Annotated in this window: 25 protein-coding genes; 10 read left to right on the plus strand and 15 right to left on the minus strand. The window is 73.0% G+C overall.

Annotated features, from left to right (window positions below; genetic code table 11):
• Positions 1-14: 14 nt before the first annotated feature.
• Genes DDJ31_RS12315 through DDJ31_RS12330 form a run of 4 tightly spaced genes read right to left on the minus strand, consistent with a single transcriptional unit; the run spans position 15 to position 3,271 of the window.
• Positions 15-1,346: a histidine-type phosphatase gene (locus DDJ31_RS12315; RefSeq protein ID WP_127180226.1), complete on the minus strand. Its 1,332-nt coding sequence runs from the start codon at positions 1,344-1,346 to the stop codon at positions 15-17.
• 40 nt (positions 1,347-1,386) lie between these two features.
• A complete protein-coding gene (locus DDJ31_RS12320; protein WP_127180225.1) occupies positions 1,387-2,235 on the minus strand; it encodes an isoprenyl transferase in 849 nt (282 codons plus the stop codon).
• Between the two features lie 22 nt (positions 2,236-2,257).
• Entirely contained in the window at positions 2,258-3,004 is a 747-nt protein-coding gene (recO, locus tag DDJ31_RS12325) for a DNA repair protein RecO (RefSeq protein ID WP_164784984.1), read from the minus strand.
• A 57-nt stretch (positions 3,005-3,061) separates the two neighbouring features.
• Positions 3,062-3,271 carry a hypothetical protein gene (locus DDJ31_RS12330; RefSeq protein ID WP_127180223.1) on the minus strand — a complete coding sequence of 70 codons (210 nt, stop codon included), beginning with the start codon at positions 3,269-3,271 and terminating at the stop codon, positions 3,062-3,064.
• A 248-nt stretch (positions 3,272-3,519) separates the two neighbouring features.
• Here DDJ31_RS12330 and bla point away from each other — a divergent pair, with 248 nt between their 5' ends.
• The 6 genes from bla to DDJ31_RS12360 all read left to right on the plus strand — a co-directional run bounded on the left by bla (position 3,520) and on the right by DDJ31_RS12360 (position 11,085).
• The gene (gene bla / locus DDJ31_RS12335; protein WP_127180222.1) at positions 3,520-4,386 is read left to right on the plus strand and encodes a class A beta-lactamase; all 867 of its coding nucleotides are present in this window, start codon (positions 3,520-3,522) and stop codon (positions 4,384-4,386) included.
• Positions 4,387-4,571: 185 nt separating this feature from the next.
• Entirely contained in the window at positions 4,572-6,185 is a 1,614-nt protein-coding gene (locus DDJ31_RS12340; protein WP_127180221.1) for an ABC transporter substrate-binding protein, read from the plus strand.
• Between the two features lie 4 nt (positions 6,186-6,189).
• Positions 6,190-7,152, plus strand: coding sequence for an ABC transporter permease (locus tag DDJ31_RS12345; protein ID WP_127180220.1), 963 nt, complete (start codon positions 6,190-6,192; stop codon positions 7,150-7,152).
• Complete coding sequence (locus DDJ31_RS12350; RefSeq protein WP_127180219.1) at positions 7,149-9,140, plus strand: dipeptide/oligopeptide/nickel ABC transporter permease/ATP-binding protein; 1,992 nt, start codon at positions 7,149-7,151, stop codon at positions 9,138-9,140. The genes DDJ31_RS12345 and DDJ31_RS12350 overlap by 4 nt, the downstream gene beginning before the upstream one ends.
• Positions 9,137-10,153: an ABC transporter ATP-binding protein gene (locus DDJ31_RS12355; RefSeq protein ID WP_127180218.1), complete on the plus strand. Its 1,017-nt coding sequence runs from the start codon at positions 9,137-9,139 to the stop codon at positions 10,151-10,153. The genes DDJ31_RS12350 and DDJ31_RS12355 overlap by 4 nt, the downstream gene beginning before the upstream one ends.
• Positions 10,150-11,085, plus strand: coding sequence for a dihydrodipicolinate synthase family protein (locus DDJ31_RS12360; RefSeq protein WP_127180217.1), 936 nt, complete (start codon positions 10,150-10,152; stop codon positions 11,083-11,085). Before DDJ31_RS12355 ends, DDJ31_RS12360 begins: the two co-directional genes overlap by 4 nt.
• Positions 11,086-11,143: 58 nt before the next feature.
• Here DDJ31_RS12360 and DDJ31_RS12365 read toward each other — a convergent pair whose 3' ends face one another.
• From DDJ31_RS12365 to leuA, 3 genes are all read right to left on the minus strand, one after another.
• The gene (locus tag DDJ31_RS12365; protein ID WP_127180216.1) at positions 11,144-12,337 is read right to left on the minus strand and encodes a sialidase family protein; all 1,194 of its coding nucleotides are present in this window, start codon (positions 12,335-12,337) and stop codon (positions 11,144-11,146) included.
• A gap of 126 nt (positions 12,338-12,463) precedes the next feature.
• Positions 12,464-13,162, minus strand: coding sequence for a TerB family tellurite resistance protein (locus DDJ31_RS12370; RefSeq protein ID WP_127180215.1), 699 nt, complete (start codon positions 13,160-13,162; stop codon positions 12,464-12,466).
• A gap of 185 nt (positions 13,163-13,347) precedes the next feature.
• Positions 13,348-15,069, minus strand: a complete 1,722-nt coding sequence (gene leuA, locus DDJ31_RS12375) for a 2-isopropylmalate synthase (protein ID WP_127180214.1) — start codon at positions 15,067-15,069, stop codon at positions 13,348-13,350.
• Positions 15,070-15,410: 341 nt separating this feature from the next.
• On the opposite strand from leuA, the gene DDJ31_RS12380 reads away from it, so the two are divergent.
• The 3 genes from DDJ31_RS12380 (at position 15,411) to DDJ31_RS12390 (ending at position 18,148) form a co-directional block, all read left to right on the plus strand.
• Positions 15,411-16,478, plus strand: coding sequence for a M4 family metallopeptidase (locus tag DDJ31_RS12380; protein ID WP_127180213.1), 1,068 nt, complete (start codon positions 15,411-15,413; stop codon positions 16,476-16,478).
• 20 nt (positions 16,479-16,498) lie between these two features.
• Positions 16,499-16,765 carry a protealysin inhibitor emfourin gene (locus DDJ31_RS12385; RefSeq protein ID WP_127180212.1) on the plus strand — a complete coding sequence of 89 codons (267 nt, stop codon included), beginning with the start codon at positions 16,499-16,501 and terminating at the stop codon, positions 16,763-16,765.
• A 66-nt stretch (positions 16,766-16,831) separates the two neighbouring features.
• Positions 16,832-18,148, plus strand: coding sequence for a GH1 family beta-glucosidase (locus tag DDJ31_RS12390; RefSeq protein ID WP_431028208.1), 1,317 nt, complete (start codon positions 16,832-16,834; stop codon positions 18,146-18,148).
• Positions 18,149-18,179: 31 nt separating this feature from the next.
• Here the strand turns inward: DDJ31_RS12390 and era are convergent, their stop codons facing one another.
• On the minus strand, positions 18,180-19,133 hold the full coding sequence (gene era / locus DDJ31_RS12395; RefSeq protein WP_164784983.1) for a GTPase Era: 954 nt from the start codon (positions 19,131-19,133) through the stop codon (positions 18,180-18,182).
• Between the two features lie 286 nt (positions 19,134-19,419).
• On the opposite strand from era, the gene DDJ31_RS12400 reads away from it, so the two are divergent.
• Positions 19,420-19,758 carry a P-II family nitrogen regulator gene (locus DDJ31_RS12400; RefSeq protein WP_127180208.1) on the plus strand — a complete coding sequence of 113 codons (339 nt, stop codon included), beginning with the start codon at positions 19,420-19,422 and terminating at the stop codon, positions 19,756-19,758.
• On the opposite strand, the gene DDJ31_RS12405 is transcribed toward DDJ31_RS12400, so the two are convergent.
• The 7 genes from DDJ31_RS12405 to ybeY form a co-directional block, all read right to left on the minus strand.
• Complete coding sequence (locus DDJ31_RS12405) at positions 19,652-20,686, minus strand: WxL protein peptidoglycan domain-containing protein (protein ID WP_127180207.1); 1,035 nt, start codon at positions 20,684-20,686, stop codon at positions 19,652-19,654. The genes DDJ31_RS12400 and DDJ31_RS12405 overlap by 107 nt on opposite strands.
• Before the next feature lie 167 nt (positions 20,687-20,853).
• Positions 20,854-22,179, minus strand: coding sequence for a beta-xylosidase (locus DDJ31_RS12410; RefSeq protein ID WP_171480815.1), 1,326 nt, complete (start codon positions 22,177-22,179; stop codon positions 20,854-20,856).
• Between the two features lie 170 nt (positions 22,180-22,349).
• Positions 22,350-22,820, minus strand: a complete 471-nt coding sequence (locus DDJ31_RS12415) for a hypothetical protein (protein ID WP_127180206.1) — start codon at positions 22,818-22,820, stop codon at positions 22,350-22,352.
• Between the two features lie 165 nt (positions 22,821-22,985).
• Entirely contained in the window at positions 22,986-23,339 is a 354-nt protein-coding gene (locus tag DDJ31_RS12420) for a cytidine deaminase (RefSeq protein ID WP_127180205.1), read from the minus strand.
• A 38-nt stretch (positions 23,340-23,377) separates the two neighbouring features.
• Entirely contained in the window at positions 23,378-23,737 is a 360-nt protein-coding gene (locus DDJ31_RS12425; RefSeq protein WP_127180204.1) for an MmcQ/YjbR family DNA-binding protein, read from the minus strand.
• The gene (locus DDJ31_RS12430) at positions 23,734-25,032 is read right to left on the minus strand and encodes a hemolysin family protein (protein ID WP_127180203.1); all 1,299 of its coding nucleotides are present in this window, start codon (positions 25,030-25,032) and stop codon (positions 23,734-23,736) included. Before DDJ31_RS12430 ends, DDJ31_RS12425 begins: the two co-directional genes overlap by 4 nt.
• Entirely contained in the window at positions 25,029-25,526 is a 498-nt protein-coding gene (gene ybeY, locus DDJ31_RS12435) for an rRNA maturation RNase YbeY (protein ID WP_127180202.1), read from the minus strand. The genes DDJ31_RS12430 and ybeY overlap by 4 nt, the downstream gene beginning before the upstream one ends.

The raw sequence follows: 25,526 nt of genomic DNA on the forward strand, positions 1-25,526 counted from the left end.
CCCGGCGGCGGGCGCTACGCCCGCCCGAAGCAGCGCTCCAGTTCGTCCAGGTCGTAGAAGGCGCTGCCCCGGGTGAGCGGACGGCAGCCCGCCTTGAAGGCCGTCTCCTTCTCGTTGTAGAGCATCCGCACCAGGTAGCGGCCGTCGCGCTCGTACACGTCCCACTGGATGTTGCCGCCGAGCGGGGCGACCTCCGCGCCCCGCCAGGGGTTGCCCGCCCAGGTGTACGGGCGCCGCTCGGTCACCGGCCGGGTGCTGCCCGGCAGGCCCATCAGGGCGGCCAGCGGGATCAGCTCCTCGGCGTGCGTGAAGCGGAGTGCGGCGCCCAGGTCGCTGGTGCCGTCCCGCTTGGCCTCGACCGTCGCGAAGAGGTCGTCGAGGAGGACCTCGGCCATCCGGTAGGTGATGTCGCTGCCCGCGAACCCGGGGCCCTTCTCGTAGAAGTCCTCGGCGTCGCCGAGGTACCCGAACCAGGCGGCGTCGGCGGCGGACAGGTAGCGCTCCATGCCCCAGCCGCGGCCTCCCGGGCTCTCCTCGCTCATCGCGGGGGCGATGGCGTACAGGTTGTGGACGGCCTGCGCGGCGGCGACCCGGTCGGCGTCCGCGAGCCCGTTCACGAAGGGCGCGGTGAACAGTCCGCGCAGGACGGCGGTGGCGGCCCGGTGGGTCCTGGGCTGGTCGGTGAGGGCCTTCAGGGTGGCCGCGAGCCGCTGGTCGTTCTCGAGGTAGTCGCGGTAGGCGGCGCCGCCCGCGGCCTTGTGGAAGTAGAGCAGGTCCTTGTCGGTGCGGGTCTCGCCGATCAGCGGCTCCAGCTGAGGGTCGACGGCGCCGAGGGCGGCGGCGAAGGCGTCACCGCTGGCGACCGCGCGGCCCTGCCCGGAGCTGACCACGTCGATCCGCTCGCCGGTGCGGGCGATCTCGGCGAACAGGGACGGCAGCCGCCCGGCCAGCCGGACGGCGGTGCCCTTCAGCTCCGCCGTGCCGCGCCCGCTCAGCTCGCCGTACCCGACGCGCTCCATGGCGGCCCGCAGCGCGCGCACCTTCGGCCCGAACTCCCGTCCCCGGCGGGTGAGTCGGCCGTCCGCGTCGGCGCGGTCCCACAGGGCGAGGACCAGGTCGGCGTCCTCGCTGTCGCTGGCGGCGCGGGAGCCGTGCCGGGAGACGTTCTCGGTGAGGACGGGCACGAAGCCGGCCGGGGCCCGCTGGTAGGTGCGGGCGCTCTGGCCGGGCGCGTAGGGGGCCTTGGTGCCGTAGCTGTCGAGGTGAGCGGGCTGGTCGGCGGCCTGCGCCGGCAGGGCCGCGACCAGCAGCGCGCACAGGGCGAGGGCGGGAGCGAGACGCTTCATGCGCGGATCGTCCGCGACCGCCGTGAACGCCCGGTGGACATCAGGTGGCGGGCCGGCCCTTCATCGCGGCTTCCATGGCGAGCAGTTGCTCGTTCGGGACGGCGCCGCCGAAGCGGCGGTCGCGCCGCGCGAACTCCATGCAGGCCCGCCACAGGTCACGGCGGTCGAAGTCGGGCCACAGCACGTCCTGGAAGACCATCTCGGCGTAAGCGCTCTGCCAGAGAAGGTAGTTGGAGGTGCGCAGCTCGCCGCTGGGGCGCAGGAACAGGTCGACGTCCGGCATGTCCGGGTAGTACATGTACTTGCCGAGGGTCTTCTCGTTGACCTTCGACGGGTCGAGGCGGCCGGCCTTCACGTCGTGGGCGAGGGCCTGCGCGGCGTCGGCGATCTCCGCGCGACCGCCGTAGTTCATGCAGAAGTACAGCGTGAGGCGGTCGTTGTCCTTCGTCATCTCCTGGGCTGCCTGGAGCTCCTGGGCGACCGACTTCCACAGCTTGGGCATCCGGCCCACCCAGCGGACCCGGACGCCCAACTCGTTCAGCTCGTCACGGGTCTTGCGGATGAAGTCGCGGTTGAAGTTCATCAGGAAGCGGATCTCGTCCGGGGAGCGGCGCCAGTTCTCGGTGGAGAACGCGAACAGCGCGATGCTGCCCACCCCCATCTCGATGGCGCCCTGGAGGACGTCGAGGACCCGCTCGGCGCCGACCTTGTGCCCCTCGGTGCGCGGCAGGCCGCGCTCCTTGGCCCAGCGGCCGTTGCCGTCCATGATGACCGCCACGTGCTGGGGGATCAGCTCCGCGGGGAGCTTGGGCGGGACCGCTCCTGAGGGGTGCGGCTCCGGCGCCCTGTACTCCCGGCGCCTGCGTCCCAGAATCCCGCTTGCAGCCATGTGCTTCTCGTCTCCTCTTGGCTTACTTCTCGACGTAACGCAGCGAGCGCAGCCCGCGTTCCATGTGCCAGTGCAGATAGGCGGACACCAGCCCGCTCCCCTCCCGCACGTACCGCGGCTCGCAGGAGTCCGCGGTCCCCCAGTCTCCCGTGAGGAGCGCCCCGAGCAGTTCCAGGGTCTGCGCCGAGGGTACGACGCTGCCGGGCACCCGGCAGTCGACGCAGACCGAGCCGCCCGCGGCCACCGAGAAGAACCGGTTGGGTCCCGGCAGTCCGCACCGGGCGCAGTCGCCGAAGCTGGGCGCGTAGCCGTTGACGGCGAGGGAGCGCAGCAGGAAGGCGTCGAGGACGAGGTGCGGGGCGTGTTCGCCGCGGGAGAGCGTGCGCAGCGCGCCGACCAGCAGCAGGTACTGCTGGACGGCCGGTTCGCCCTCGTGGTCGGTGAACCGCTCGGCGGTCTCCAGCATGGCGGTGCCCGCGGTGTAGCGGGCGTAGTCGGTGACGATCCCGCCGCCGTAGGGCGCGATCGTCTCGCTCTGGGTGCACAGCGGCAGCCCGCGGCCGACCAGCTCGCTGCCGCGCGCGAAGAACTGCACGTCGACGTGGGAGAACGGCTCCAGCCTGGCCCCGAACTTCGACTTGGTGCGGCGCACGCCCCGGGCCACGGCGCGGATCCGGCCGTGGCCGCGGGTGAGCAGGGTGATGATCCGGTCCGCCTCGCCCAGCTTCTGGGTGCGCAGCACGATGCCGTCGTCGCGGAACAGACTCATGCGCCCCATTCTCGCCTACGACGGCCGTGGTGCGGGCCCCTGCCCCGGGGTCGGGGGTCAGGGGCTCTCGGCGGGTGCCTCCGGGTACGGGACGGCGGCACCGGGCCGCTCCTCGGGGCTCAGCCCGGTCACGGCGGCGGGCTCGGCGTCCCACTCCAGACCGCCGCCGCGGGGTCTGAGCTGGACGTACGGTCCCTCGTGGCCCATCACGACACCGATCCTGCCGGTGCGTGTGTCCACGACGTGCGTGCCGACGGGGGGCTTCATCTTCGTTGTGTCCTCCGGTTCCTCGAACGATGCCCCCAACGTGCTCCCCACCGTCCGCGAGTTTCACTCTTCGCTTCCTCACGGTGACGCTGGGCACGTACACTCGACGGTCGTCCCGCGGGCGGTGGCGGTGCGCGCGGGGCAACCGGGGGCCGGTTCTCGACGTCGAACAGGGAGAGACAGCGAGATCGAAGTCGAGGAAGACCCCAGCGAAGGAGAACGCCATCTCAGGCTCGCCCCGTACCCCGATGACCCGCCGCGCCGTCGTCGCCGCCGGCACCGCGACCGCGGCCGTCCTGCTCACCGGCACCGCCGCGCGGGCCGACGGGTCGACCGTCGACCGGCTGCGCGCGCTCGAGGAGGAACACGGCGCCCGGCTCGGCGTGTTCGCGCACAACGTCAGGACCGGGCGGACCGTCGCGCACCGCGCCGACGAGCGCTTCCCGATCTGCTCGGTCTTCAAGACGCTGGCCGTGTCGGCGGTCCTGCGCGATCTGGACCGGGACGGCGAGGTGCTCGGCCGGCGCGTCCACTACACGGAGGCCGACCTGGTGGGCGGCTCGGACCGGACCAGGGAGCACCTGGCCGAGGGGATGACGGTCGCCGAACTCGCCGATGTGGCGATCCGCTACAGCGACAACACGGCGGCCAACCTGCTGCTGCGGGAGCTGGGCGGCCCGACGGCGGTGACCCGGTTCGCCCGCTCGATCGGTGACCGGGTGACCCGCCTCGACCGCTGGGAGACGGAGCTGAACTCCGGGGAGCCCGGCCGGGTCACCGACACCACGAGCCCGCGCGCCATCGGCCGGTCCTACGCCCGCCTGGTGCTGGGCGACGCCCTGGCGGACCGGGACCGCGCCCTGCTGACGCACTGGCTGCTGGGGAACACCACGAGCGGGGAGCGGCTGCGCGCCGGTGTGCCGTCGACGTGGACGGTCGCCGACAAGACGGGCGCGGGCGACTACGGCACCAACAACGACGTCGGTGTCGCCTGGACCCCGGACGGCACGCCGGTGGTCCTGGCGATCCTGTCGACGAAGCACGTCCAGGACGCCGAGTGGGACCACCCGCTGGTCAAGGAGGCGGCCTCGCTGCTGGCGGCCGCGGTGGTCTGACCCCCGCCGGGAGATCCCGCCCGCGCCGGTCTTGTCGTGGGCCGGCGCGGGTTCCCCGCGCCGGCGGGACGGCGCGGCGTCTCACCCCGGTGAGCGCAGCGCGCTGTCTTGACCACCCCGGGTGACGCCCCTATGGTCCGGTCTGTCCACCGGACGTAGGACGTCGGATCTCCACTGGAGGAACCGTGCGCGACGTGCTCCACGACGGGCCGGGACCGCCCCGCCGGTCGTTCCTGACGTACGCCGGCGGGCTGGCGGCGGCCGGGGCGCTCTCGGCCTGCTCGATGGGCCCGCAGTCCACCAACGACGTCGGCGGAGGCGGCCGGGACCGCACCCTGACGGCCGTCATCGGCTACGGCAACGACGGCTCCTGGGACCCCACGCAGACCGCGTCGGCGTTCTCGATGGCCGCCGACAACCACCTCTACGAGGGGCTGCTCGACACCGACCCGGTCTCCCGCAAGCCCTACCCGGCGCTCGCCACCGCCCTGCCCGCCGACCCGGCCGCCACCACCTGGCGGTTCTCCCTGCGCGCGGGCGCCAGGTTCCACGACGGGACGCCGGTCACCGCCGACGACGTGGTCTTCACCTTCGACCGCGTCCTCGACCCGGCCGCCCACACCCTGGCCGGCGGCTTCTTCACGAGCTGGCTGGAAGGGGTTCGCGCGGTCGGCTCCAGGACCGTCGAGCTGGACCTCAATTTCCCCTTCCCCGAAGGACTTTCACGGCTGACGCTGGCCAAGGTCATGCCCCGGCACGTGTTCTCGCGGCCCGGCGCCTGGGACGACGCGATCCGGGGCCTCGCGGTCGGCTCGGGACCGTACCGGCAGAGCGCGCACCACCCGAAGTCCAACACCGCCTTCGAGGCGTTCAGCGGCTACAACGGCCCCCGCCCGGCCGCCTTCCGCACCATGAACTGGCTGACGGTCGTCGACGCCGCCTCCCGCGTCGCCCGGGTCTCCGGGAGCGTCCCCGGCGCCCAGATCGCCGACAACATCCCGTACGCCGCCGTCGACCGGCTCAGGAGCGGCGGCCTCACGGTCGCGGGCGCCTCCGGGATGAACAACCTGTTCCTGATGTTCAACACCGCGCGCAAGCCGTTCGACGACATCCGGGTGCGGCAGGCCCTGCACTACGCCATCGACACCGAGAAGATGGTCCAAGTAGCCCTGAAAGGCCACGGGTTGCCCGCCACGTCCTTCCTCGACGAGGGCAACCCGGCCCACCGCAGGGCCGGCACCGTCTACGGCCACGACCCGGCGCGGGCGAAGGCGCTGCTGCGGGCGGCCGGGGTGCGGGACCTCGACGTCGAACTGCTCGCGGTGAACGTCAGCTGGATCGTGGACTGCCTGCCGACCGTCAAGGCGTCCTGGGACGCGGTCGGCGTGCGCACCACGCTCGCCCCGCAGGAGACCACCGCCGTCTTCACCAAGCTGGACCAGCGAAGGGACTACCAGGTGGTGGCCGCCGCCTCGAACCCCAACCAGTTCGGCCTCGACGCCGACCTGATCCTGCGCTACAACTACGGGCCCGCCAACCTCTGGATGGGCTACACCCGGTGGGCGGGGAACCCGGTCGCCCGGCGGCTGTTCGCCGCCATGGACCGCGCCACCCGCGAGCTGGACCCGGCGAAGAAGAAGACGATGATCCAGGAGTGCGTCGACGTCGTCGCCGAACAGGCCGTGCTCTACCCGGTCGTCCACAACGAGCTGCTGACGGCCTGGGACCCGCGCCGCCTCACCGGCGTCCGCGCCCAGCCCTACCCGGGCGTCAACCTGCTGCGCGCGAAGTGGCTCTGACGCCATGTCAGCCGTCGCGCGCATCCTGCTGCGCCGCCTCGCCCTGCTGGTGCCGCTGCTGCTGGGCATCGTGCTCTTCGTGTTCCTGGTGATGCGCTTCTCGGACGTCGACCCGGCGTCCGCGTTCTTCCAGGGCGCCGACCCGAGCCCCGCGCAACTGCGCGCCTTCCGCGAACGCAACGGCCTGCTCGACCCGTTGCCGGTGCGCTACGTCCACTTCGTCGGCGACCTGCTCCACGGCGACCTCGGCACCAGCGCCCTGACCCGGACGCCGGTCCTCGACCAGGTCGCCACCGCGCTGCCGCTCACCCTCCAACTCACCTTCCTGGGGCTGGGGATCGCCGTCATGCTCGCCCTCGTCGGCGGGGTGGTCGCCGCGATCCACCGGGACCGGGCCGCCGACCACGTCGTCCGCGTCCTCTCGCTGGTCGGCGTCGCCGCGCCCGCCTTCTGGCTGGCGCTGCTGATGATCCAGTACCTGGCCCTCGACCGGGGCTGGTTCCCGACCGGCGGCTACATCAACCCGGCCGACTCCGTCACCGGCTGGCTGCGCACTCTGGCGCTGCCCGCGCTCGCCCTGTCCCTGCCGGTGGCCGCCCAACTCACCCGGATCGTACGGACGTCGGTGGTGGAGGAGCTGGACAAGGACTACGTCCGCACGGCGATCGGCGCCGGGCTGCCGCCGCGTGTCGTGGTCGGCCGCAACGTGCTGAGGAACGCGCTGGTCACCCCGCTGACCGTGCTCGGCCTGCGGGTGGGCTATCTGCTCGGCGGCGCCGTCGTCATCGAGACGATCTTCGCGCTGCCCGGCATGGGCAAGCTGATGATCGACGCCGTCCAGAACGGCGACCCGGCCGTCGTCCAGGGCGTCGCCTTGACCACCGCGACCGGCTTCGTCGTCGTGAACCTCGCCATCGACGTGCTGTATCTGCTGGTCAACCCGCGACTGAGGGACTCGGCCCGATGACCTCCCCCCGCACCGGCCCCGCCGGTACCCCCGCCCGCCGCCGCGGGCGGCTGCCCGCCGCCTCCAGGGTCGCCGTCGGCTTCCTCGCCGTCGTCGCCCTGACCGCGCTGCTCGCCCCGCTGCTCGCGCCCGACGACCCGCTCGACCAGGCGGCCCCCGCCGACGGCACCGGGCATCCGTCCGCCGCGCACTGGATGGGCCAGGACAGCCTCGGCCGGGACATCCTGAGCCGGCTGCTGTACGGGGCCCGCTGGTCGCTGGCGATCGGGCTCGGCGCCACCCTGCTCGCGCTGCTGGCGGGCGCCGTCCTCGGGGCGGTGGCGGCCACCTCGCGGCGGAGCGTCGACGAGTCGCTGATGCGCTGCCTCGACGTGGTGATGGCGTTCCCCGGCATCGCCCTCGCGGCCGTCCTCGTCGCCGTGTTCGGGGGCGGCATCACCGTCCTGATCTGCGCCGTCGCGTTCCTGTTCGTGCCGCCGGTGGCGCGGGTGGTGCGCGCCAACGTGCTCGACCAGTACGGCGAGGACTACGTCACCGCCGAACGCGTCATCGGCGCCCGCACCCCGCACATCGTGCTGCGGCACGTCGCCGTGAACTGCGCCGCGCCGATCCTGGTGTTCTGCACCGTGCAGGTCGCCGAGGCGATCGTCTTCGAGGCGTCGCTCTCCTTCATCGGCGCGGGCGTGCGGCCGCCCGACCCGTCCTGGGGCAGCGTCATCGCGGACGGCAGGAACATGGTGCTGACCGGCGGCTGGTGGGCGACCGTCTTCCCCGGACTGCTGATCCTGCTGACCGTGCTGTCGCTGAACGTCCTGTCCGAGGGCGTCGCGGACGCCTGGGCCGCGCCCGCCGCCCGCGAGGTGACGGTGCCCGAGGAGGAGCCACTCCCGCCGCGGGAGCCGAGCGACGGCGACGAGAGCGCCGCCGACGACGACACCGGCGGGGGTGCGGTGCCTCCGCTCCCCGGGCTGGCCGAGGCGGCGCGGCTACTGCGGGCCCGCGCCAGGCCGCTGCCGGACGGCGAGCCGGTGCTCACGGTGACCGGCCTCCACGTCGGCTTCCCCGAGCGGCACGGCGGCGTGGACATCGTCGACGGCGTCGGCTTCGAGGTGCGCGGCGGTGAAGTCCTTGGCCTGGTGGGCGAGTCGGGCTGCGGCAAGTCGCTCACCGCGCTCACCCTGATGGGCCTCGCGCCGAAGGGCGCCCGGGTGCGCGGGCGGATCAGCTTCGGGCAGCGGGAGTTGACGACGCTCACCGCACGGGCCAGGCGCGGGCTGCTCGGCCACGAGATGGCGATGGTCTACCAGGACGCCCTGTCGTCCCTGAACCCCGGCATGACCGTCCACGCCCAGCTGCGCCAGCTCGTGCGCCGCGGCGGCCACCGCTCCCCCGCCGAACTCCTCGCCCTGGTCGGCCTCGACCCGGACCGGGTCCCGCACGCCTACCCGCACGAACTCTCCGGCGGCCAGCGCCAGCGCGTCCTGATCGCCATGGCCCTGTCCCGCGAACCGAAGCTGATCGTCGCCGACGAACCGACCACCGCCCTCGACGTCACCGTGCAGGCCCAGGTGATGGAGCTGCTGCTGCGGCTGCGCGCCGAACTCGGCTTCGCGCTGATCCTCGTCTCGCACGACCTGGCGCTGGTCGCCGACGTCACCGACCGGGTGATGGTGATGTACGGCGGCCGGATCGTGGAGAGCGGGGTGACCGCCGAGGTGGTGGCGGCACCGGCCCACCACTACACCCGCGGGCTGCTGGCGGGCGTGCTGTCGCTGGAGTCGGCCGCCGAGCGGCTGACGCGGATCAGGGGCACCGTCCCGGCCCCGGCCCGGTTCCCCGCGGGCTGCCGCTTCGCCGACCGCTGCCCGCGCGCCACCGCCCGCTGCCGCACCGTCCGCCCCGACCCGCGGGGCACCCCCGTCCACACCGCCGCCTGCCACCACCCGGCGGTCGACCCGGCCGGAACCGAGAGCGAGGTGGCGCGGTGACCGCGCTGGTCGAGCTGTCCGACGCGCATGTCGTGCACCGGGCGCGCGGCGGCGGCGTCCTGCGCCGTGACCGGGTGTACGCGCTGACCGGCGCCGACCTCGCGGTGGCGGCCGGGGAGACGGTCGGCGTGGTCGGCGAGTCCGGCTGCGGCAAGTCGACGCTGGCGCGGCTGCTGGTGGGCGTGGAGCGGCCGACGTCGGGGACGGTCGCCCTCGGGGGCCGCGACCTGTGGTCGATGCCCGCGGCCCGGCGCAGGGCGGCGGTGGGCACCGGCGTCGGCATGGTCTTCCAGGACCCGTCGACGGCCCTGAACCGGCGGCTGCCCGTCGGCCGTGTGCTGCGCGACCCGCTGGACGTCCACCGACGCGGCACCCGCGCCGAACGGGACGCTCGGGTGCGGGAGTTGATGGGTCTGGTCGGGCTGCCCCTGCCGCTCGTGGCCGCGCTGCCCGGCCAACTCTCCGGCGGCCAGCGGCAACGCGTCGCGATCGCCCGCGCGCTGGCCCTCGAACCGGCGCTGCTGGTCGCGGACGAGCCGACCAGCGCGCTGGACGTGTCGGTGCGCGCGCAGATCCTCAACCTCCTGCTCGATCTGCGCGAACGCCTCGGCCTCGCCATGGTGTTCGTCTCCCACGACATCCAGACGGTCCGCAGGATGAGCGACCGGGTGGTCACCATGTACCTCGGCCGGATCGTCGAGGAGACCCCGGCCGCCGAGGTCGCCGACCGTGCCAGGCACCCGTACACCCGGGCCCTGTTCTCGGCCGCCCCCGGGCTGCTGCGGCGGGTCGAACCGATCCCGCTGACCGGCCCGGTCCCCTCGGCGACCCGCCCGCCCAGCGGCTGCCCGTTCCGCACCCGCTGCTGGCGCGCGGACGACGAATGCGCCGCGCGGCTGCCGGAGTTCACGGTCGCGTCGCGGCCCGCCCACCGCTACCGCTGCCACCATCCTGTAGAGGAGGACCGCGCCACCCACGACCTCGCCCGACCGCACCCCAGGGAGCCTTCATGACGTTGCCCGCCCCGCTGACCGGTGTCGTCCCGCCCGTCTGCACCCCCCTGACACCGGACGGCGAGGTGGACCCGCCCAGCCTGCGCCGGCTGGTCGACCACCTGGTGGGGGCCGGGGTGTCCGCCCTCTTCGTGCTCGGCTCGTCGTCGGAGGCGGCCTTCCTGCGCGACCGGCAGCGCCGCCAGGTCGTGGAGACGGTGACCGCTCACGTCGGCGGCCGGCTCCCGGTGCTGGCCGGGGCGATCGACATGACGACACCCCGGGTCCTCGACCACATCGCCGCGGTGACGGAGGCGGGCGCGGACGCCGTCGTCGTCACGGCGCCCTTCTACACGCGGACCCATCCCGCCGAGACCGCGCGGCACTTCCGGCTGGCCGCCGCCGCGAGCCCGGTCCCGGTCATCGCCTACGACATCCCGTCCGCCGTGCACACCGCGCTCGACCCCGACCTGGTCCTCGCACTGGCCGCCGAGGGGGTGCTGGCCGGGCTGAAGGACTCCAGCGGCGACCTGGCCGGCTTCCGCCGGGTCGTCACCGGTGCCCGCGGGCGCGCGGACCTCACCGGGTTCACCGCGCTGACCGGCTCGGAGCTGCTGGTGGACTGCGCGCTCGCGCTCGGCGCGGACGGCGCGGTGCCCGGCCTCGCCAACGTCGACCCGCACGGGTACGTCCGGCTCGACCGGCTGTCCAGGGCCGGGGACCTGGCCGGGGCGCGGGCCGAACAGGAGCGGCTGGCCGCCCTGTTCGGGCTGGTCGGGGTCGGCGACCCGGCCCGGATGGGCGGCGGCTCGTCGGCGCTCGGCGCGTTCAAGGCGGCGCTGCACCTGCGGGGCGTCATCGACTGCCCGGCGACGGCGGACCCCCAGATCCCGCTGGCGCCCCGGGAGGTGGAGCGCGTCGCCGGTTTCCTGACGGCGGCGGGACTGCTCTAGGACCTGCCGTCCGGGTCAGGCACCGCGCCTCGACGCCGCCTGGCCCGCACGACAGCCCCTAGGACGCCAGCTCCCGCACCGCCAGCCGCCGGAACGCGATGGTCTCGTACGGTCCCGCGGACCCGGTCTCCCAGAGGACGCCGACCGTGTCCCGGTCCAGCTGGACCAGGTCGGAGTAGGCGGCCGGGCGGTCGGAGAGGGTCAGCGCCCTGGTGAAGGTGGCTCCGGCGTCCGTGCTGCGCCAGAGGGCCTGGGCCCGGCGGGCGGTCGGCACGGACGGACCGGAGAACAGCAACGGGCTGTTGTGGCCGCGTAGTTGCAGGACGCTGCCCTGCACGGCGGGGACGTCGTCCAGGGTGTGCTGGATCGCGTAGGGGCGGGCCAGGGTGGCGCCGCCGTCGTCGGAGTAGCTGTCGAGGCGGTTGCCCGGACTGCGGCCGCCCTGGTCGCGGGCGCTGAAGTAGAGCCTGCCGTCGGGGAGTTGGGCGGCACTGGTCTCGTTGGCGTTCTCGGCGCCGTCGTAGGAGTCGTCGACGAAGCCGAGGCGCCAGGTGTGGCCGCCGTCGTCGCTGTAGAGGGCGTGGCCGCCGTAGTACCTGGCCTCCTGGCCGGTGTCGGAGGACCCGGCGGGCGGGGCGGCGGAGTGGTTGGCGGGGACCACCAGGCGCCCGGCGTGCGGGCCGCGGGTGAGGGCGACGGCGTGTCCCGGGCCGGTGGCGTACCAGCGCCAGTCGGGGCGTTTCACGGCGGCGGTGATCTCGGCCGGGGCGCTGAAGCGGCGCCCGTCGTCCCGGCCGCGCTGCACGAACACCCGGCGCCCCTGCTCGGGCGTGACCTCACCGCGCATGATCCGCGCCTCGGTGACCGCGCCGCTGTTGTAGGAGGTGACCAGGACGATGTCGCCGGTGCGCGGGTCGACGACGGGGGCCGGGTTGCCCCGGGTGTCGCCGTGGCCCGCGGTGACGACCTGGAGCGGGCCCCAGGTGCAGCCGCCGTCGGTGGAGCGGCGCAGGACGACGTCGATGTTCCCGGAGTCGCCCGCGCCGTCGTGGCGGCCCTCGGCGAAGGCGAGGAGGGTGCCGGCGCGGGTCGTGACGGCGGCCGGGATGCGGTAGGTGTCGTAGCCGCCCTGCCCGGCGGCGTACGGCACGGAGGAGGCGCAGCCGGTGCCTGCGGCGGCGGCCGGCGCGCCCGCGGCGAGCGGGGCGAGGAGCACGGCGGTGACGAGGAGGGTGCGGCTCAGGAGGGTCACGGCTCCATGGTTCCCCGGCCGCCGCCCGCCGACGCGGCGAGCGCGCGGGTCCGCGGCCGGGAGCGCGCGGGAACGGCCACGCCCGGCGCGGGCGCGGGGCCGCGCGAAAGTCACCCGTACGAGGGATCAGGACGGCGTACGGGCGGCTGCCGCGAGGAGGCGGTCGACGTCGGCGGCGCCGAGCGTGAGGGCGGCGCCCACGGTGGCCAGGACGTCGCGTTCGGCGGGGGTGTAGGGGCCGTCGGCGAGGGCGATGCGGGCGCCCTGGAGGAGGATCGACTCGCGGCCGACGGCGGCGAGGTGCGGGGCGAGCGGGTCGAGGGCCTCGTGCAGCTCTATGGCGAGTCCGGGGCCGCAGGGCCTGCTGTAGGCGCGTCCGGTGTCGTCGGCCAGCGCCTCGACGAGGGCGGCGAGCTGGTCCCTCGTGCAGTCGTCGAAGCCGGCCGCGCGGACCGCGCAGGCGGCGGACTCCAGGGAGGCGCGGGCGCAGGTGCCGCCGGTCGCGAGCACCGCGAGGGCGACGGTGTGCACGGCGTCCCTGAGCATCGCGGAGAAGCGGGTGGTGGTCGGATGGTCGAGGGCGTCGGTGCCGAAGTGCCGTCGGCAGGCCGCGCATTCGACGACCGGGCCGGTCTCGCCGCGGGCCAGGACCGGGACGCCGAGCAGGGTGAAGCGGCGGCGGCCGGTCAGCCGCTGGTAGTTGCGGTCGCCTCCGCAGCCGGGGCAGAAGAACTCGCCGTCCCCGACGGGCGTCCACACGGTGCGGGTGCCCAGCATCCGGGCAGGCCGTCCGGCACGGCCGTCTCGTCCCCGTTCTGGCAGCACGTCGCACCTCCGTAACGCCGCGGCAACATCGCCGCGCTTGCGTGATGTTAGCCACATCTTGGAGGTGGAGTCAGTACCCCGTAGGAGACCTTTCCGTGACCTGCACAGGACGGTGGCCGAGAAACGACGGGGCCTTGACCGCCGTATACGACGGTCAAGGCCCCGAAATGCCCGGTCAGCGGGGGTCAGCGGGTCGCGCGGTTGACCGCGGAGACGACCGCCTTCAGCGACGCACGCGTCGTGTTCGCGTCGATGCCGATGCCCCACAGAATCTTGCCGTCGATCGCGCATTCGATGTAGGAGGCGGCCTGCGCGGAGGCGCCCTCGCTCATCGTGTGCTCCTGGTAGTCCAGCAGCCGTACGTCGATGCCGATGGTCTGCAGGGCGTCGAAGAAGGCCGAGATCGGACCGTTGCCCGAGCCGGACAGGACGGTGTCCACGCCGTCGACGGTGGCCTCGACGGTGAGGGTGTCCACGCCGTCGGTGTCGGTGGTCGACTGGCCGTTGCGGACCTGGACGCGGCCCCACGGGTTCTGCGCGCGGGGCAGGTACTCGTCCTGGAAGACGGCCCAGATGTCGGCGCCGGTGATCTCGCCGCCCTCGGCGTCCGTCTTGGCCTGGATGATCTTCGAGAACTCGATCTGCATCCGGCGCGGCAGGTCCAGCTTGTGGTCGTTCTTCAGGACGTAGGCGATCCCGCCCTTGCCCGACTGCGAGTTGACCCGGATGACCGCCTCGTAGGAGCGGCCGACGTCCTTCGGGTCGATCGGCAGGTAGGGCACCGCCCACTCGATGTCGTCGACGGTGACGCCCCGCTCGGCGGCCTGGGCCTCCATGGCGTCGAAGCCCTTCTTGATGGCGTCCTGGTGGGAGCCGGAGAAGGACGTGTAGACCAGGTCGCCCGCGTACGGGTGGCGCGGGTGGACCTCCATCTGGTTGCAGTACTCGCCGACGCGGCGGATCTCGTCGATGTCGGAGAAGTCGATCTGCGGGTCGACGCCCTGCGAGAACAGGTTCATGCCGAGGGTGACCAGGTCGACGTTGCCGGTGCGCTCGCCCTGCCCGAAGAGGCAGCCCTCGACGCGGTCGGCGCCCGCCATCAGCGCCAGCTCGGCCGCCGCCACCGCCGTACCGCGGTCGTTGTGCGGGTGGACGGAGAGCACGACGTGCTCGCGGCGGGTCAGGTTGCGGTGCATCCACTCGAAGCGGTCCGCGTACGTCGACGGCGTCGAACGCTCCACCGTGGCGGGCAGGTTGAGGATGATCTCGCGGCCGGGGCCGGGCTGCCAGACGTCCATCACCGCCTCGCAGACCTCCAGCGCGAAGTCCAGCTCGGTGTCGGTGAAGATCTCGGGCGAGTACTGGTAGCCGAACTCCGTCTCCGGGCCCAGCAGCTTCTCGGCGTACTCGACGACCAGCCGGGTGCCGTCGACGGCGATCTGCTTGATGTCGTCCTTGGAGCCGCGGAAGACGACCCGGCGGAAGACCGGCGCGGTCGCGTTGTAGAGGTGGACGGTGGCCCGCCGCGCGCCCTTCAGGGACTCCACGGTCCGCTCGATCAGGTCCTCGCGGGCCTGGGTCAGTACGGAGATCGTGACGTCGTCGGGGATCGCGCCCTCTTCCTCGATGATGGAGCGCACGAAGTCGAAGTCGGTCTGGCCGGAGGCCGGGAAGCCGACCTCGATCTCCTTGTAGCCCATCGCGACCAGCTGGTCGAACATCCGGCGCTTGCGCTCGGGCGACATCGGGTCGATCAGGGCCTGGTTGCCGTCGCGCAGATCGGTGGAGAGCCAGCGCGGAGCGACGGTGATCCGGTTGTCGGGCCAGGTGCGGTCGGGGAGGTCGACCTGCTCGTAGCGGCCGTACTTGTGGATCGGCATGGTGCTGGGCTGCTGGCGGTTCGCCATGATCGGGGGGCTCCTCTGGATGTCCTGAAGGACGGCCGACGACGCAACGCCAAGCTCCGCGGGGAGGGAGTCGACCTGATTACAGGCCCTCGCCGCGGCAGCTAAGGAGGAGCAGCCCGAAACGCATGATGCTCCGCATGCTAGCCGAGACCCTCGGGGTGCGGGACGCCGTATCACTATGCGGGACCAGTATGCGCGCGGACGGCGACGAAGGGGGACGAAGAGGCGGAAACGTGCGCCATACCACTCCGTCACGGAGAGACACCCACCATGTCCCGGTATTTCACCAATCATGGTTGCCTCTAGTGACAGCGGGGTGACTCAGTGCAAAGGTGCCGGGCATGACGACCACAGGGGGCCACGAGCCCGTCTTCTGCACTGTCGTACCGCCGCACGTCCTCGACCGCATCGCCCAGCACCAGGACTCCTCGCTCGCCTCGGCCGCGCGCAGGACCCTGGAGCGCGACGCCTGGGAGCGCACCCACCGCCGGATGACGACCGTCGTCGGCGCCACGGCCGCCGTGACCCGGGCCGCCGTCTCCGACCAGCCGAACCGCACCGTCTACGACGCCGAGCACGGCACCGACCTGCCCGGCACCAAGGTCCGCGGCGAGGGCGACGAGCCGGGCCAGGACGCCACCGTCAACCGCGCGTACGCCGGCCTCGGCGCCACCTTCGAGCTGTATCTGAAGGCGTACGAACGGCACTCCATCGACGGCGAGGGCCTGCCGCTCGACGCGACCGTGCACTACGACAAGGACTACAACAACGCCTTCTGGAACGGCGAGCAGATGGTGTTCGGCGACGGCGACGGCGAGATCTTCCTCGACTTCACCCTGCCGATCGACGTCATCGGCCACGAACTCACCCACGGCGTCACGCAGTACACCGCGAACCTGACCTACTTCGGCCAGCCCGGCGCCCTCAACGAGTCGCTCTCGGACGTCTTCGGCTCGCTCATCAAGCAGTACACGCTCGGCCAGACCGCCACCGAGGCCGACTGGCTGATCGGCGCCGGGCTGCTCGCGCCGCGCGTCACCGGCGTCGCGCTGCGCTCCATGAAGGCGCCGGGCACCGCGTACGACGACGACGTCCTCGGCAAGGACCCGCAGCCCGCGACCATGGACGGCTTCGTCCGCACCGGCCGCGACAACGGCGGCGTGCACATCAACTCCGGTATCCCCAACCACGCGTTCTACCTGGCCGCCACCGCCCTCGGCGGCAACGCCTGGGAGCGGGCGGGGCAGGTCTGGTACGACGTGCTGACCGGCGGCAAGCTGAAGAAGGACGCGTCGTTCTCGGACTTCGCGACCCTGACGGTGGCGGCGGCCAAGGCCCGTTACCGCGACGGCGCCGAACTCCAGGCGGTGCTGAAGGCCTGGGAGCAGGTCGGGGTGCGGACGGCCTAGTTCCGTACTAGACACGTCCCATGCGTATTCGAGTGAGGCGTACAGGCGGGTTCGCGGGCATCGAGCGCAGCGCGGAGGTGGACACCTCCGCGCTGCCCGACGCCCAGGAGTGGCACGTCCTGGCGGAGCGGGCCCTGTCCGCGGGCCGGGACGCGCCGCCCGCCGGGGTGCCGGACGGCTTCCAGTACGAGATCACGGTGGACGGCAGGACGGTGCACGCGGCCGACCCCCGGCTGTCGCAGGAGCAGCGCGCGCTGATCTCCCGGGTCCTGAAGGAGGGCGCCTGACCGACCGGGCCTGCGGGCAACCACCCTTTCCCGCACGCCCGTTGACTTCCCTACCCATGGGTACGGATGATCCGGCCCATGGCGACGAACCCGATACCGCAGTTCCCGGCCGGCTTCCTGTGGGGCGTCTCGACCTCGGCCCATCAGATCGAGGGCGCGGCCGACCTGCGCGCCCCGTCCGTGTGGGACGCCTTCACGGCCGAGCCGGGACGGGTGAAGGACGGCTCGACGGCGGCGGTGGCCTGCGACCACTACCACCGCTACCGCGAGGACGTGGCCCTCCTCGCCGACCTGGGCGTCGACGCCTACCGCTTCTCGGTCTCCTGGCCCCGGGTCGACTCGCCCGGCGGACTCGACTTCTACGACCGGCTGGTGGACGAGCTGTGCGCGGCCGGCATCCGCCCGGTCGCGACCCTCTTCCACTGGGACCTGCCGGTCGGCCTCGACTGGCTGCGCCGGGAGACGGCGGAGCGGTTCGCGCAGTACACGGCGACCGTCGCCGCCCGGCTCGGGGACCGCGTCGGCAGTTGGCTCACCCTCAACGAACCCGCCGAACACACCCTGCTCGGGCACGCGTTGGGCGCCCACGCGCCCGGCAGGCAGCTGCTGTTCGACGCGCTGCCCGCCGCCCACCACCAACTCCTCGGCCACGGCCTCGCCGTCCGCGCGCTGCGGGCCGCGGGCGCCACCGACATCGGCATCGCCAACTCGCACGGCCCGACCTGGCCCGCCTCGCACGCGGCCGAGGACCTGGAGGCGGCGGCGTTCTACGACATCCTGCTCAACCGGCTGTTCGCGGACCCGCTGCTGCTCGGCCGGTACCCGGAGGGCATCGACGCGCTGATGCCGGGCGATGTCGAGGCGGACCTGAAGGTCATCGCCGAGCCGATCGACCGGTACGGCGTCAACTACTACGCGCCGACCCGGGTGGGCGCGCCGCAGGGCGACGAGATCGAGTTCGGCGGCCTCACCCTCCCCGCCGAACTGCCCTTCTCTGTGCGGGAGATCGAGGACCGGCCGGTGACGGACTTCGGCTGGCCGGTGGTGCCCGAGGGGCTCACCGAGCTGCTGACCGGCCTCAGGGACCGCTACGGCGACCGGCTGCCGCCGGTGGTCATCACCGAGAACGGCTGCTCCTACCAGGGCCTCGACGACCAGGACCGGATCGGCTACCTCGACGGCCACATCCGCGCCCTGCACGACGCGCTGGCGGCGGGCGTGGACGTGCGCGGCTACTTCGTCTGGTCGCTGCTGGACAACTTCGAGTGGGCGGAGGGCTACGCGCGCCGGTTCGGCCTGGTGCACGTCGACTTCGCGACCCTGGAGCGCACCCCGAAGGCGTCCTACGGCTGGTTCCGCGAGGTGCTGCGGGCGCAGCGCTGACCGGGCCGCCCGGGTGCGGGCGGCGGTCGGGTCAGAAGCCCAGCTTGCGGAGCTGCTTCGGGTCGCGCTGCCAGTCCTTCGCGATCTTGACATGCAGGTCGAGGAAGACGGGCGTGCCGAGGAGCGCCTCGATCTGCTGACGGCTCTTCATGCCGACCTCCTTCAGGCGCTTGCCCTTGGGGCCGATGATGATGCCCTTCTGGCTGGAGCGCTCGATGTAGAGGTTGGCGTGGATGTCGAGGAGCGGGCGGTCGGCGGGGCGGTCCTCGCGGGGCAGCATCTCCTCGACGACGACGGCGATGGAGTGCGGCAGTTCGTCGCGGACGCCCTCCAGCGCGGCCTCCCGGATCAGCTCGGCGACCATGACCTGCTCGGGCTCGTCGGTGAGGTCGCCCTCGGGGTACAGCGGCGGGCTCTCGGGCATCATCGGGATCAGCAGGTCGGCCAGCAGTCCGACCTGCTTGTCGCCGACCGCCGAGACCGGCACGATCTCCGCCCACTCGATGCCCAGCTCCTTGCCGAGCTGGTCGAGGGCGATGAGCTGCTCGGCGAGGACCTTGGGGTCGACCAGGTCGGTCTTGGTGACGATCGCGACCTTCGGCGTCCTGCGGATGCCGGCCAGCTCCTTGGCGATGAAGCGGTCGCCAGGACCGAGCTTCTGGTCGGCGGGCACGCAGAAGCCGATCACGTCGACCTCGGCCCAGGTGGTGCGCACCACGTCGTTGAGCCGCTCGCCGAGGAGGGTGCGCGGCTTGTGCAGGCCGGGGGTGTCGACCAGGATCAGCTGCGCGTCCGGCCGGTGCACGATGCCCCGGACTGTGTGCCGTGTGGTCTGCGGCCGGTTGGACGTGATCGCCACCTTCTGCCCGACCAGAGCGTTCGTGAGGGTGGACTTGCCCGCGTTCGGGCGGCCCACGAAGCAGGCGAAGCCGGCACGGTGGACGGCCTCGGCCGGCTGCTCTGATGACTGGGTACGCACGCTCATGGCCCCCATTCTCCCTGATCCCCGAGGCGCCGCCGTACCGTGCCCGGCCTGGCCCCGTCCGGGTGGGGTTCCGCAAACCCCACCGCGACGAAACGTCACCGGACCACACCTGTACGCGACCGGAAGCGCGTTCCGGTGCCCCTCTGCCGAGCCCCCGCAGCGCTGGAGCCCCCCGTGACCCCGCCGTACCGCACGCCGAGACCGCTTACGATCACGGGGTCCTGGGCCAAGGCGCCCCGGTGTCGCACTCCGTCCTCTCCCCCGCGCAGAAGGTCAAGGGCCCGGCATGAAGCTCATCACCGCGATCATCAAGCCGCACCGCCTCGACGCGGTGAAGACCGCCCTCCAGGAGCTCGGCGTCAACGGCCTGACCGTGACCGAGGCCAGCGGCTACGGGCGCCAGCACGGCCACACCGAGGTGTACCGCGGCGCCGAGTACCGGGTCGACCTGGTCCCGAAGGCGCGCGTCGAGGTCGTCGTCGAGGACGCCGACGCGGAGACCGTGATCACCGCTGTCGTCAAGGCCGCGCGGACGGGGAAGATCGGGGACGGGAAGGTGTGGTCGCAGGCGGTGGAGACGGTGGTTCGGGTGCGGACCGGCGAGCGCGGGCCCGACGCGCTCTGACCAGCGGCACCGCCCCCGCGACCAGCAGCGCGAGCAGCACGAGGGCGGCGGCCCAGGGCAGCGCGAGGAACGACGCCCCGGCCGACTCCCTGGTGTTCTCCGCGCTGGCCGTCAACGTGACGTCGCCCCAGTCGAGCCGGGGCGCCCCGTGCCACGGCTCGGTGAGCCGCACCCGCTGGCCCGGCAGGAGTTCGGCCGGGAGCCGGGTCAGGTCGCGGTCGAGCAGGGTCCGCCCGAACAGGCCACGCGCCCGCAGTTCCACCTTCGGGTCGAGGGTGACGTTGCCTGTGTTGCGCAGGGTGTAGGAGACCGTCGCCTCGGCGGTGCCGAAGCCGGGCACGAGCGGCTGGCGGTGGCTGAGGCGGACGTCCTCGACGGCGATGGCGGGCACGGCGGGCCCGCCGACCCGCAGGTAGACGCGGGCGGCGACGGCCTGCCGCACACCGAGCGCGAGGGAACCCGCGCCCCGGTCGACGCGTTCGTCGAGGGCGACCAACGCGCCCGGGTGGTCGCCCGGCTCGGCGCCCTCGGGCACCTTCAGGGTGAAGGGGACGGTGGCCTTGCCGCGCGCGGGCACGGTGATCCGGGAGACGGCGGGCCGCGCCCAGGCGCCCACCCCGCGCATCCGCTCCTGGAGGGTGCGCACCGCGAACCCGCCGTCGCGGACGGTGTTGTAGGCGTCGGCCGCGTACATCCGCAGCGTCAGCGGGCGCGCGGTCTTGTTGGCGACGACGACCCTGTCCTCGATCGTCTGGCCGGGGTCGGCCCAGAGGGTGAAGTAGGGCCGCGCGGCGCTCTGCGAGGAGACCGGGTAGACGGACCAGCTGCCGTTGTCGGCGGCGTGCGCGGGCGCCGCGGGCAGCGCGAGGCCCCCCAGGACGCCGAGCAGGCCGAGCAGGCTCAGGAGGAGGGCGGACGGCTTGCGCATGGGTGCGGACCCCCGCGGACGGTTGCCGGGCCGGGCGATCGGGCGGGTGCGGTCCCGTGGTGACGGGTCGCCCGGCCGCCGGCGAGGAGACGTGGTGCCGGTGGTGCGAGGTGCTGTGGTGCGGGTGGCGCGGGTGGTGCCGGTGGCCTGAGGCGCCGTGGTGGCGGTCAGGACAGGGTGAGCGTCAGGACGCCCGCGTACGAGCCCGGCGAGGTGAACGCCGGTACGTCCAGCGAGAGTTGCGCGTCCACGGTGAAGCGGCCGCCGGTGAGGGCTGCGTCGGGGGTGGACGCGAGCGTCGCCCCCGAGGTGCCCACGGTGCCCGCCGAGCCCGCCCGGCAGGTGCTCGGGCTGTCCGCCGCCGTGGCGCAGGCGGGGGTCCAACTGAGCTTCCCGGCAACGATCTTGCCGCCGGCTCCGGTGAAGTCGGTGACCTTCCCGGTCAGCGACCAGCCGGCCGGACCGCCGCGGAAGTCCTTGACGGTGACGGTCCGCAGGGCGCCCGTGGAGGCACCGCCCTGGCCGAAGTCGACCGCCGAGAGCTGGACCGCGTCACCGGCCTGGCTCATCGAGAGCGACCCGGCTCTGACCGTCGTCGTCAGCTTCTGGCTCCCGTCCGGAACGGGCGTGGAGTCGTCGACGGTGTAGGCGGCGGGTCCCGCGCCCAGGTCCGCGCTCCAGCCGCCGCCCTCGTAGGCCACGATCCCGGTGGTCCCGGGGTCGGAGACGGTGAGGGTGCCGTCGAAGGAGCCGCCCGAGCCCGCGGTGACGGTCGCCCGGTCGGCGGTCTGGGTGGCGCCCGCCCGGCCGGCGAGGGTGACGCTCGCGCCGGCCGTGAAGCCCGTGCCGTGCACGGTGACGCCGGCGCCGGGGTTGCCCGAGGCCGAACCGAGCGTGATGGCACGGTTGTTGACCGGGGTGGAGCTGGTCGCCGTGATCGTCTCGGAGACCGGCGCGGGCGGGGTGATGACCGTGCAGGGGGTGTCGAGCTCCAGGATGTAGCTGGTGTGGATGTTGTAGTCGCCGGGCGCGAGGGTGATCGCGCCGGGCGCGGTGACCTTGAAGGTGCCGGTCATGGAGAACGACGGGAAGGCGCCGTTGCCGGGCACCGGGTCGTTCTTCTTCGGCCCCGCGACGGTGACGGCACCGGTCTGCGCGCCGCCCAGGGTGACCTTGCCCGTCGGGGTCATGATGTCGGCCGGCAGGTCGAGGGAGGTCGGGTTGCTCGCGGCCGGCTTGACGACGGTGTAGGTCACCGTGACGGTGTCGCCGACCTTCGGGGTGTCGTCGTCCACCGTGATGGCGGCCGTCGTGGTGCCGTCGATCGGCGGGATGCCCGCGATGTCCGGCGGGATGCAGTGCGTGCCGAAGTCCACGTTGGTGGCGGCGCCGGCCGGGCAGGCCAGTGCGCCGCCCGCGGTGACCGCGAGCGCGGCCACCGTGAGCAACGACGCCAGGCGGCGTCTTCGGATCGTCCGACCCGTGAGTCCCATGGATGCCCCCTCCGTAAGGGATGGGCCGCGGCGGCTCGTCCGCGCCCAGGGGGCATTGATGTGCGGATCGCGCGAGAAGTCAATGGAGATGCCGAAAAGAGCTGATGGACCGTCAGTTCCCGTGGGAGACCCGGGCGTTCACCCGGGAACCGACGGCCGTCAGATCAGGTTCAGCTGAACACGAACGGACCGGGCGACTGCGGCGCGCTCGGCGTGCAGGTGACGGTGACACCGAAGATGACCATCTTCAGCGTGCCGCCGTACGCCTGGAGGCTGTCGCCTGAGGCGACCGTGCCGTTCAGCGGACCGACGGTGACGGCGGAACCGGCGGCCATCGCCGGGTTGACCGTCCCGCTGAACACCTTGGTGCCGGTGCCGTTCACGAACGTCAGCGTGGACGCGATGGAGTTCGCGGACAGCGCCAGCGGCGTGGTGATGGAGGAGGTGAGGGTGATGGTGGCGGAGGTACCGCTCTGGGTGGCGGTGAGCGTGGCGGGTCCGCCACCCCACGCCCCGCAGTTCGCGGTGATCGTCGCCGACTGCGGGGTCACCGCGACAGCGGCCGGCGCGAACGCCAGCCCGGTCAGCCCGAGCGTCCCTGCCAGCAGGGCCGCACCGGTTCCTATACGCGTGCCTCTCATGGGTTTGCAGCTCCCTTCCCGGGGATCTGGTTCGACGGACGGCAGCCCGGAGCAGGTGGGTGCGGGCACGCTGCGCGACTCATGACCTGACGGTCCGTCACAACTTACGGGTCCCATTGATGCGCGGGGGGAAGAGAGCTGCAAGGGTGAATTCCGGACGACTGTTCAGCCGGCGGCGACGGTGTCCCGCACGGTCCCGTCGGGCCCGGCCACCAGGACCGGCGTACCGGCCCCGCCCAGGTCACGCACGGCGGCCAGGTCCGCGTCGGGGACCGCGGCCGCCTCCGTCACCACCGCGGCCGCCTCCAGCGAGGTGGCGCCCGAGGCCACCGCCATCGCCACGGCGGTGCGCAGCGCGCTCAGCCGCAACGAGTCGAGGTCGACGGTCCCCGCGACATAGGTACGGCCGGTCTCGTCCCGCACGGCGGCCCCCTCGGGCACGCCGTTGCGGGCCCGCGCGGAGCGGGCCAGGGTGACGATCTTGCGGTCCTCGGGGTCGAGCGCGTTGCTGTCGGTCATGCCCCGAGCATACGAAAGGCCCGCTCACCCCGGTCGGCTCAGGGCCGGTCGAGCCGCAGCCGCTCGGCGCGCGGCAGCTTGGCCACCACCAGGTCGTAGGAGTCCTCGACCAGCTCGCGCAGCTGCCGGGCGGGCAGAGCCCCGTCGACCGTGACGGTGTTCCAGTGCCGCTTGTTCATGTGCCAGCCCGGCACGATCAGCCCCGGGTGCTCGGCGCGCAGCCGGATCGCGTCCTCCGGATCGCACTTGAGGTTGACGGTCAGCGGGCGCGCGTCGAGCGAGGAGAGCGCGAACATCCTGCCGCCCACCTTGAAGACGGACAGCTCGGGGCTGAACGGGAACTCCTCCGTCGCCGCGTTGAACGACAGGCACAGCGCCCGCAGTTGTTCCGGGCTCACTCCGCCTGCCCGGCCGTGGCGCCGGCGCCGACGGGCTCCACGAGCACCGTAACGATCTTGTTGCGCCGGCCGGCCGCCGTCTCCGCGGTCAGCCGCAGCTCGCGGCCGTCCGGCAGCCCGACCACGCTGGACGCCGAGGCGATCGGCACCCGGCCGAGCGCCTTGGCGAGCAGGCCGCCGACGGTCTCCACGTCCTCGTCGTCGTACTCGTCGAGGCCGTACAGCTCGCCCAGGTCGGTGATGTCGAGGCGGGCGGTGACCCGGTAGCGGTCGTCGCCCAGCTCCTCCACCGGCGGCAGCTCCCGGTCGTACTCGTCGGTGATCTCGCCGACGATCTCCTCCAGGATGTCCTCGATGGTGACGATCCCGGCCGTGCCGCCGTACTCGTCGATGACGACCGCCACGTGGTTGCGGTCCTGCTGCATCTCGCGCAGCAGGTCACCGGCGTTCTTGGTGTCCGGCACGAAGGCCGCCGGGCGTATCGCCGTCGACACCAGGTCGCTCTCCGCGTCCCGGCTGATGTGCGTCTTGCGCGCCAGGTCCTTCAGATACACGATGCCGACGATGTCGTCCTCGTTCTCGCCGGTCACCGGGATGCGCGAGAAACCGGAGCGCAGGGCGAGGGTGAGGGCCTGCCTGATGGTCTTGTAGCGCTCGATGACGACGAGGTCGGTGCGCGGCACCATCACCTCGCGCACCAGGGTGTCGCCCAGCTCGAAGACGGAGTGCACCATCCGGCGCTCCTCGTCCTCGATCAGCGACTCCTTCTCCGCCAGGTCGACCAGCGCCCGCAGCTCCGCCTCGGACGCGAACGGGCCGCGTCTGAAGCCCTTGCCGGGGGTGAGGGCGTTGCCGATGAGGATCAGCAGGTTCGGCACCGGGCCCATGATCCGGGCCAGCGGCAGCAGCACATAGGCCGCCGCCGTCGCCGTGTTGAGGGGGTGCTGGCGGCCGATGGTGCGCGGCGAGACCCCGACGGCCACGTACGACACCAGGACCATGACGCCGATCGCGACCAGCAGCGCCTCGGTGGTGCCGGAGAACTCCTGGAGGCAGGCGTACGTCACCATGGCCGCCGCCGCCATCTCGCAGGCGACGCGGACCAGCAGCGCCACGTTCAGATAGCGGGTCGGGTCGGCCGCGACCCGGGCCAGCTTGGCGCCGCCGCGGCGGCCCGACCTGACGGCCTCCTCGGCCCGGAAACTGGACACCCGGGCGAGACCGGCCTCCGCGCAGGCGGCCAGCCACGCCACCACGACCAGGGCGATCGCGCCCGCGACGAGTTGCGGGCTCATGAGACGGTCGGGGCCGGCGAGGGGCCCTCGATGCCCTTCTCCGCGCGCCAGCCGTCCACGATGGCCGCCTGGAGGCCGAACATCTCGGCCTTCTCGTCGGGCTCCTCGTGGTCGTAGCCGAGCAGGTGCAGCACCCCGTGGACGGTGAGCAGCTGGAGCTCCTCGTCCATGGAGTGCCGGGTCTCCGCCTCGGCGCCCTGCCGCGCGGCCACCTCGGGGCAGAGCACGATGTCGCCGAGCAGTCCCTGCGGGGGCTCCTCGTCGTCCTTGGCCGGCGGACGCAGCTCGTCCATCGGGAAGGACATCACGTCGGTGGGCCCCGGCAGGTCCATCCACTGGATGTGCAGCTGCTCCATGGCGTCGTCGTCCACGACGATCACCGACAGCTCGGAGAGCGGGTGGATGCGCATCCGGGCCAGCGCGTAGCGGGCGATGTCGAGGATCGCCTGCTCGTCGACCTCGGTTCCTGACTCGTTGTTGACGTCGATCGACAT

This window comes from Streptomyces griseoviridis, from assembly GCF_005222485.1.
GTDB classification, from domain to species: domain Bacteria; phylum Actinomycetota; class Actinomycetes; order Streptomycetales; family Streptomycetaceae; genus Streptomyces; species Streptomyces hintoniae.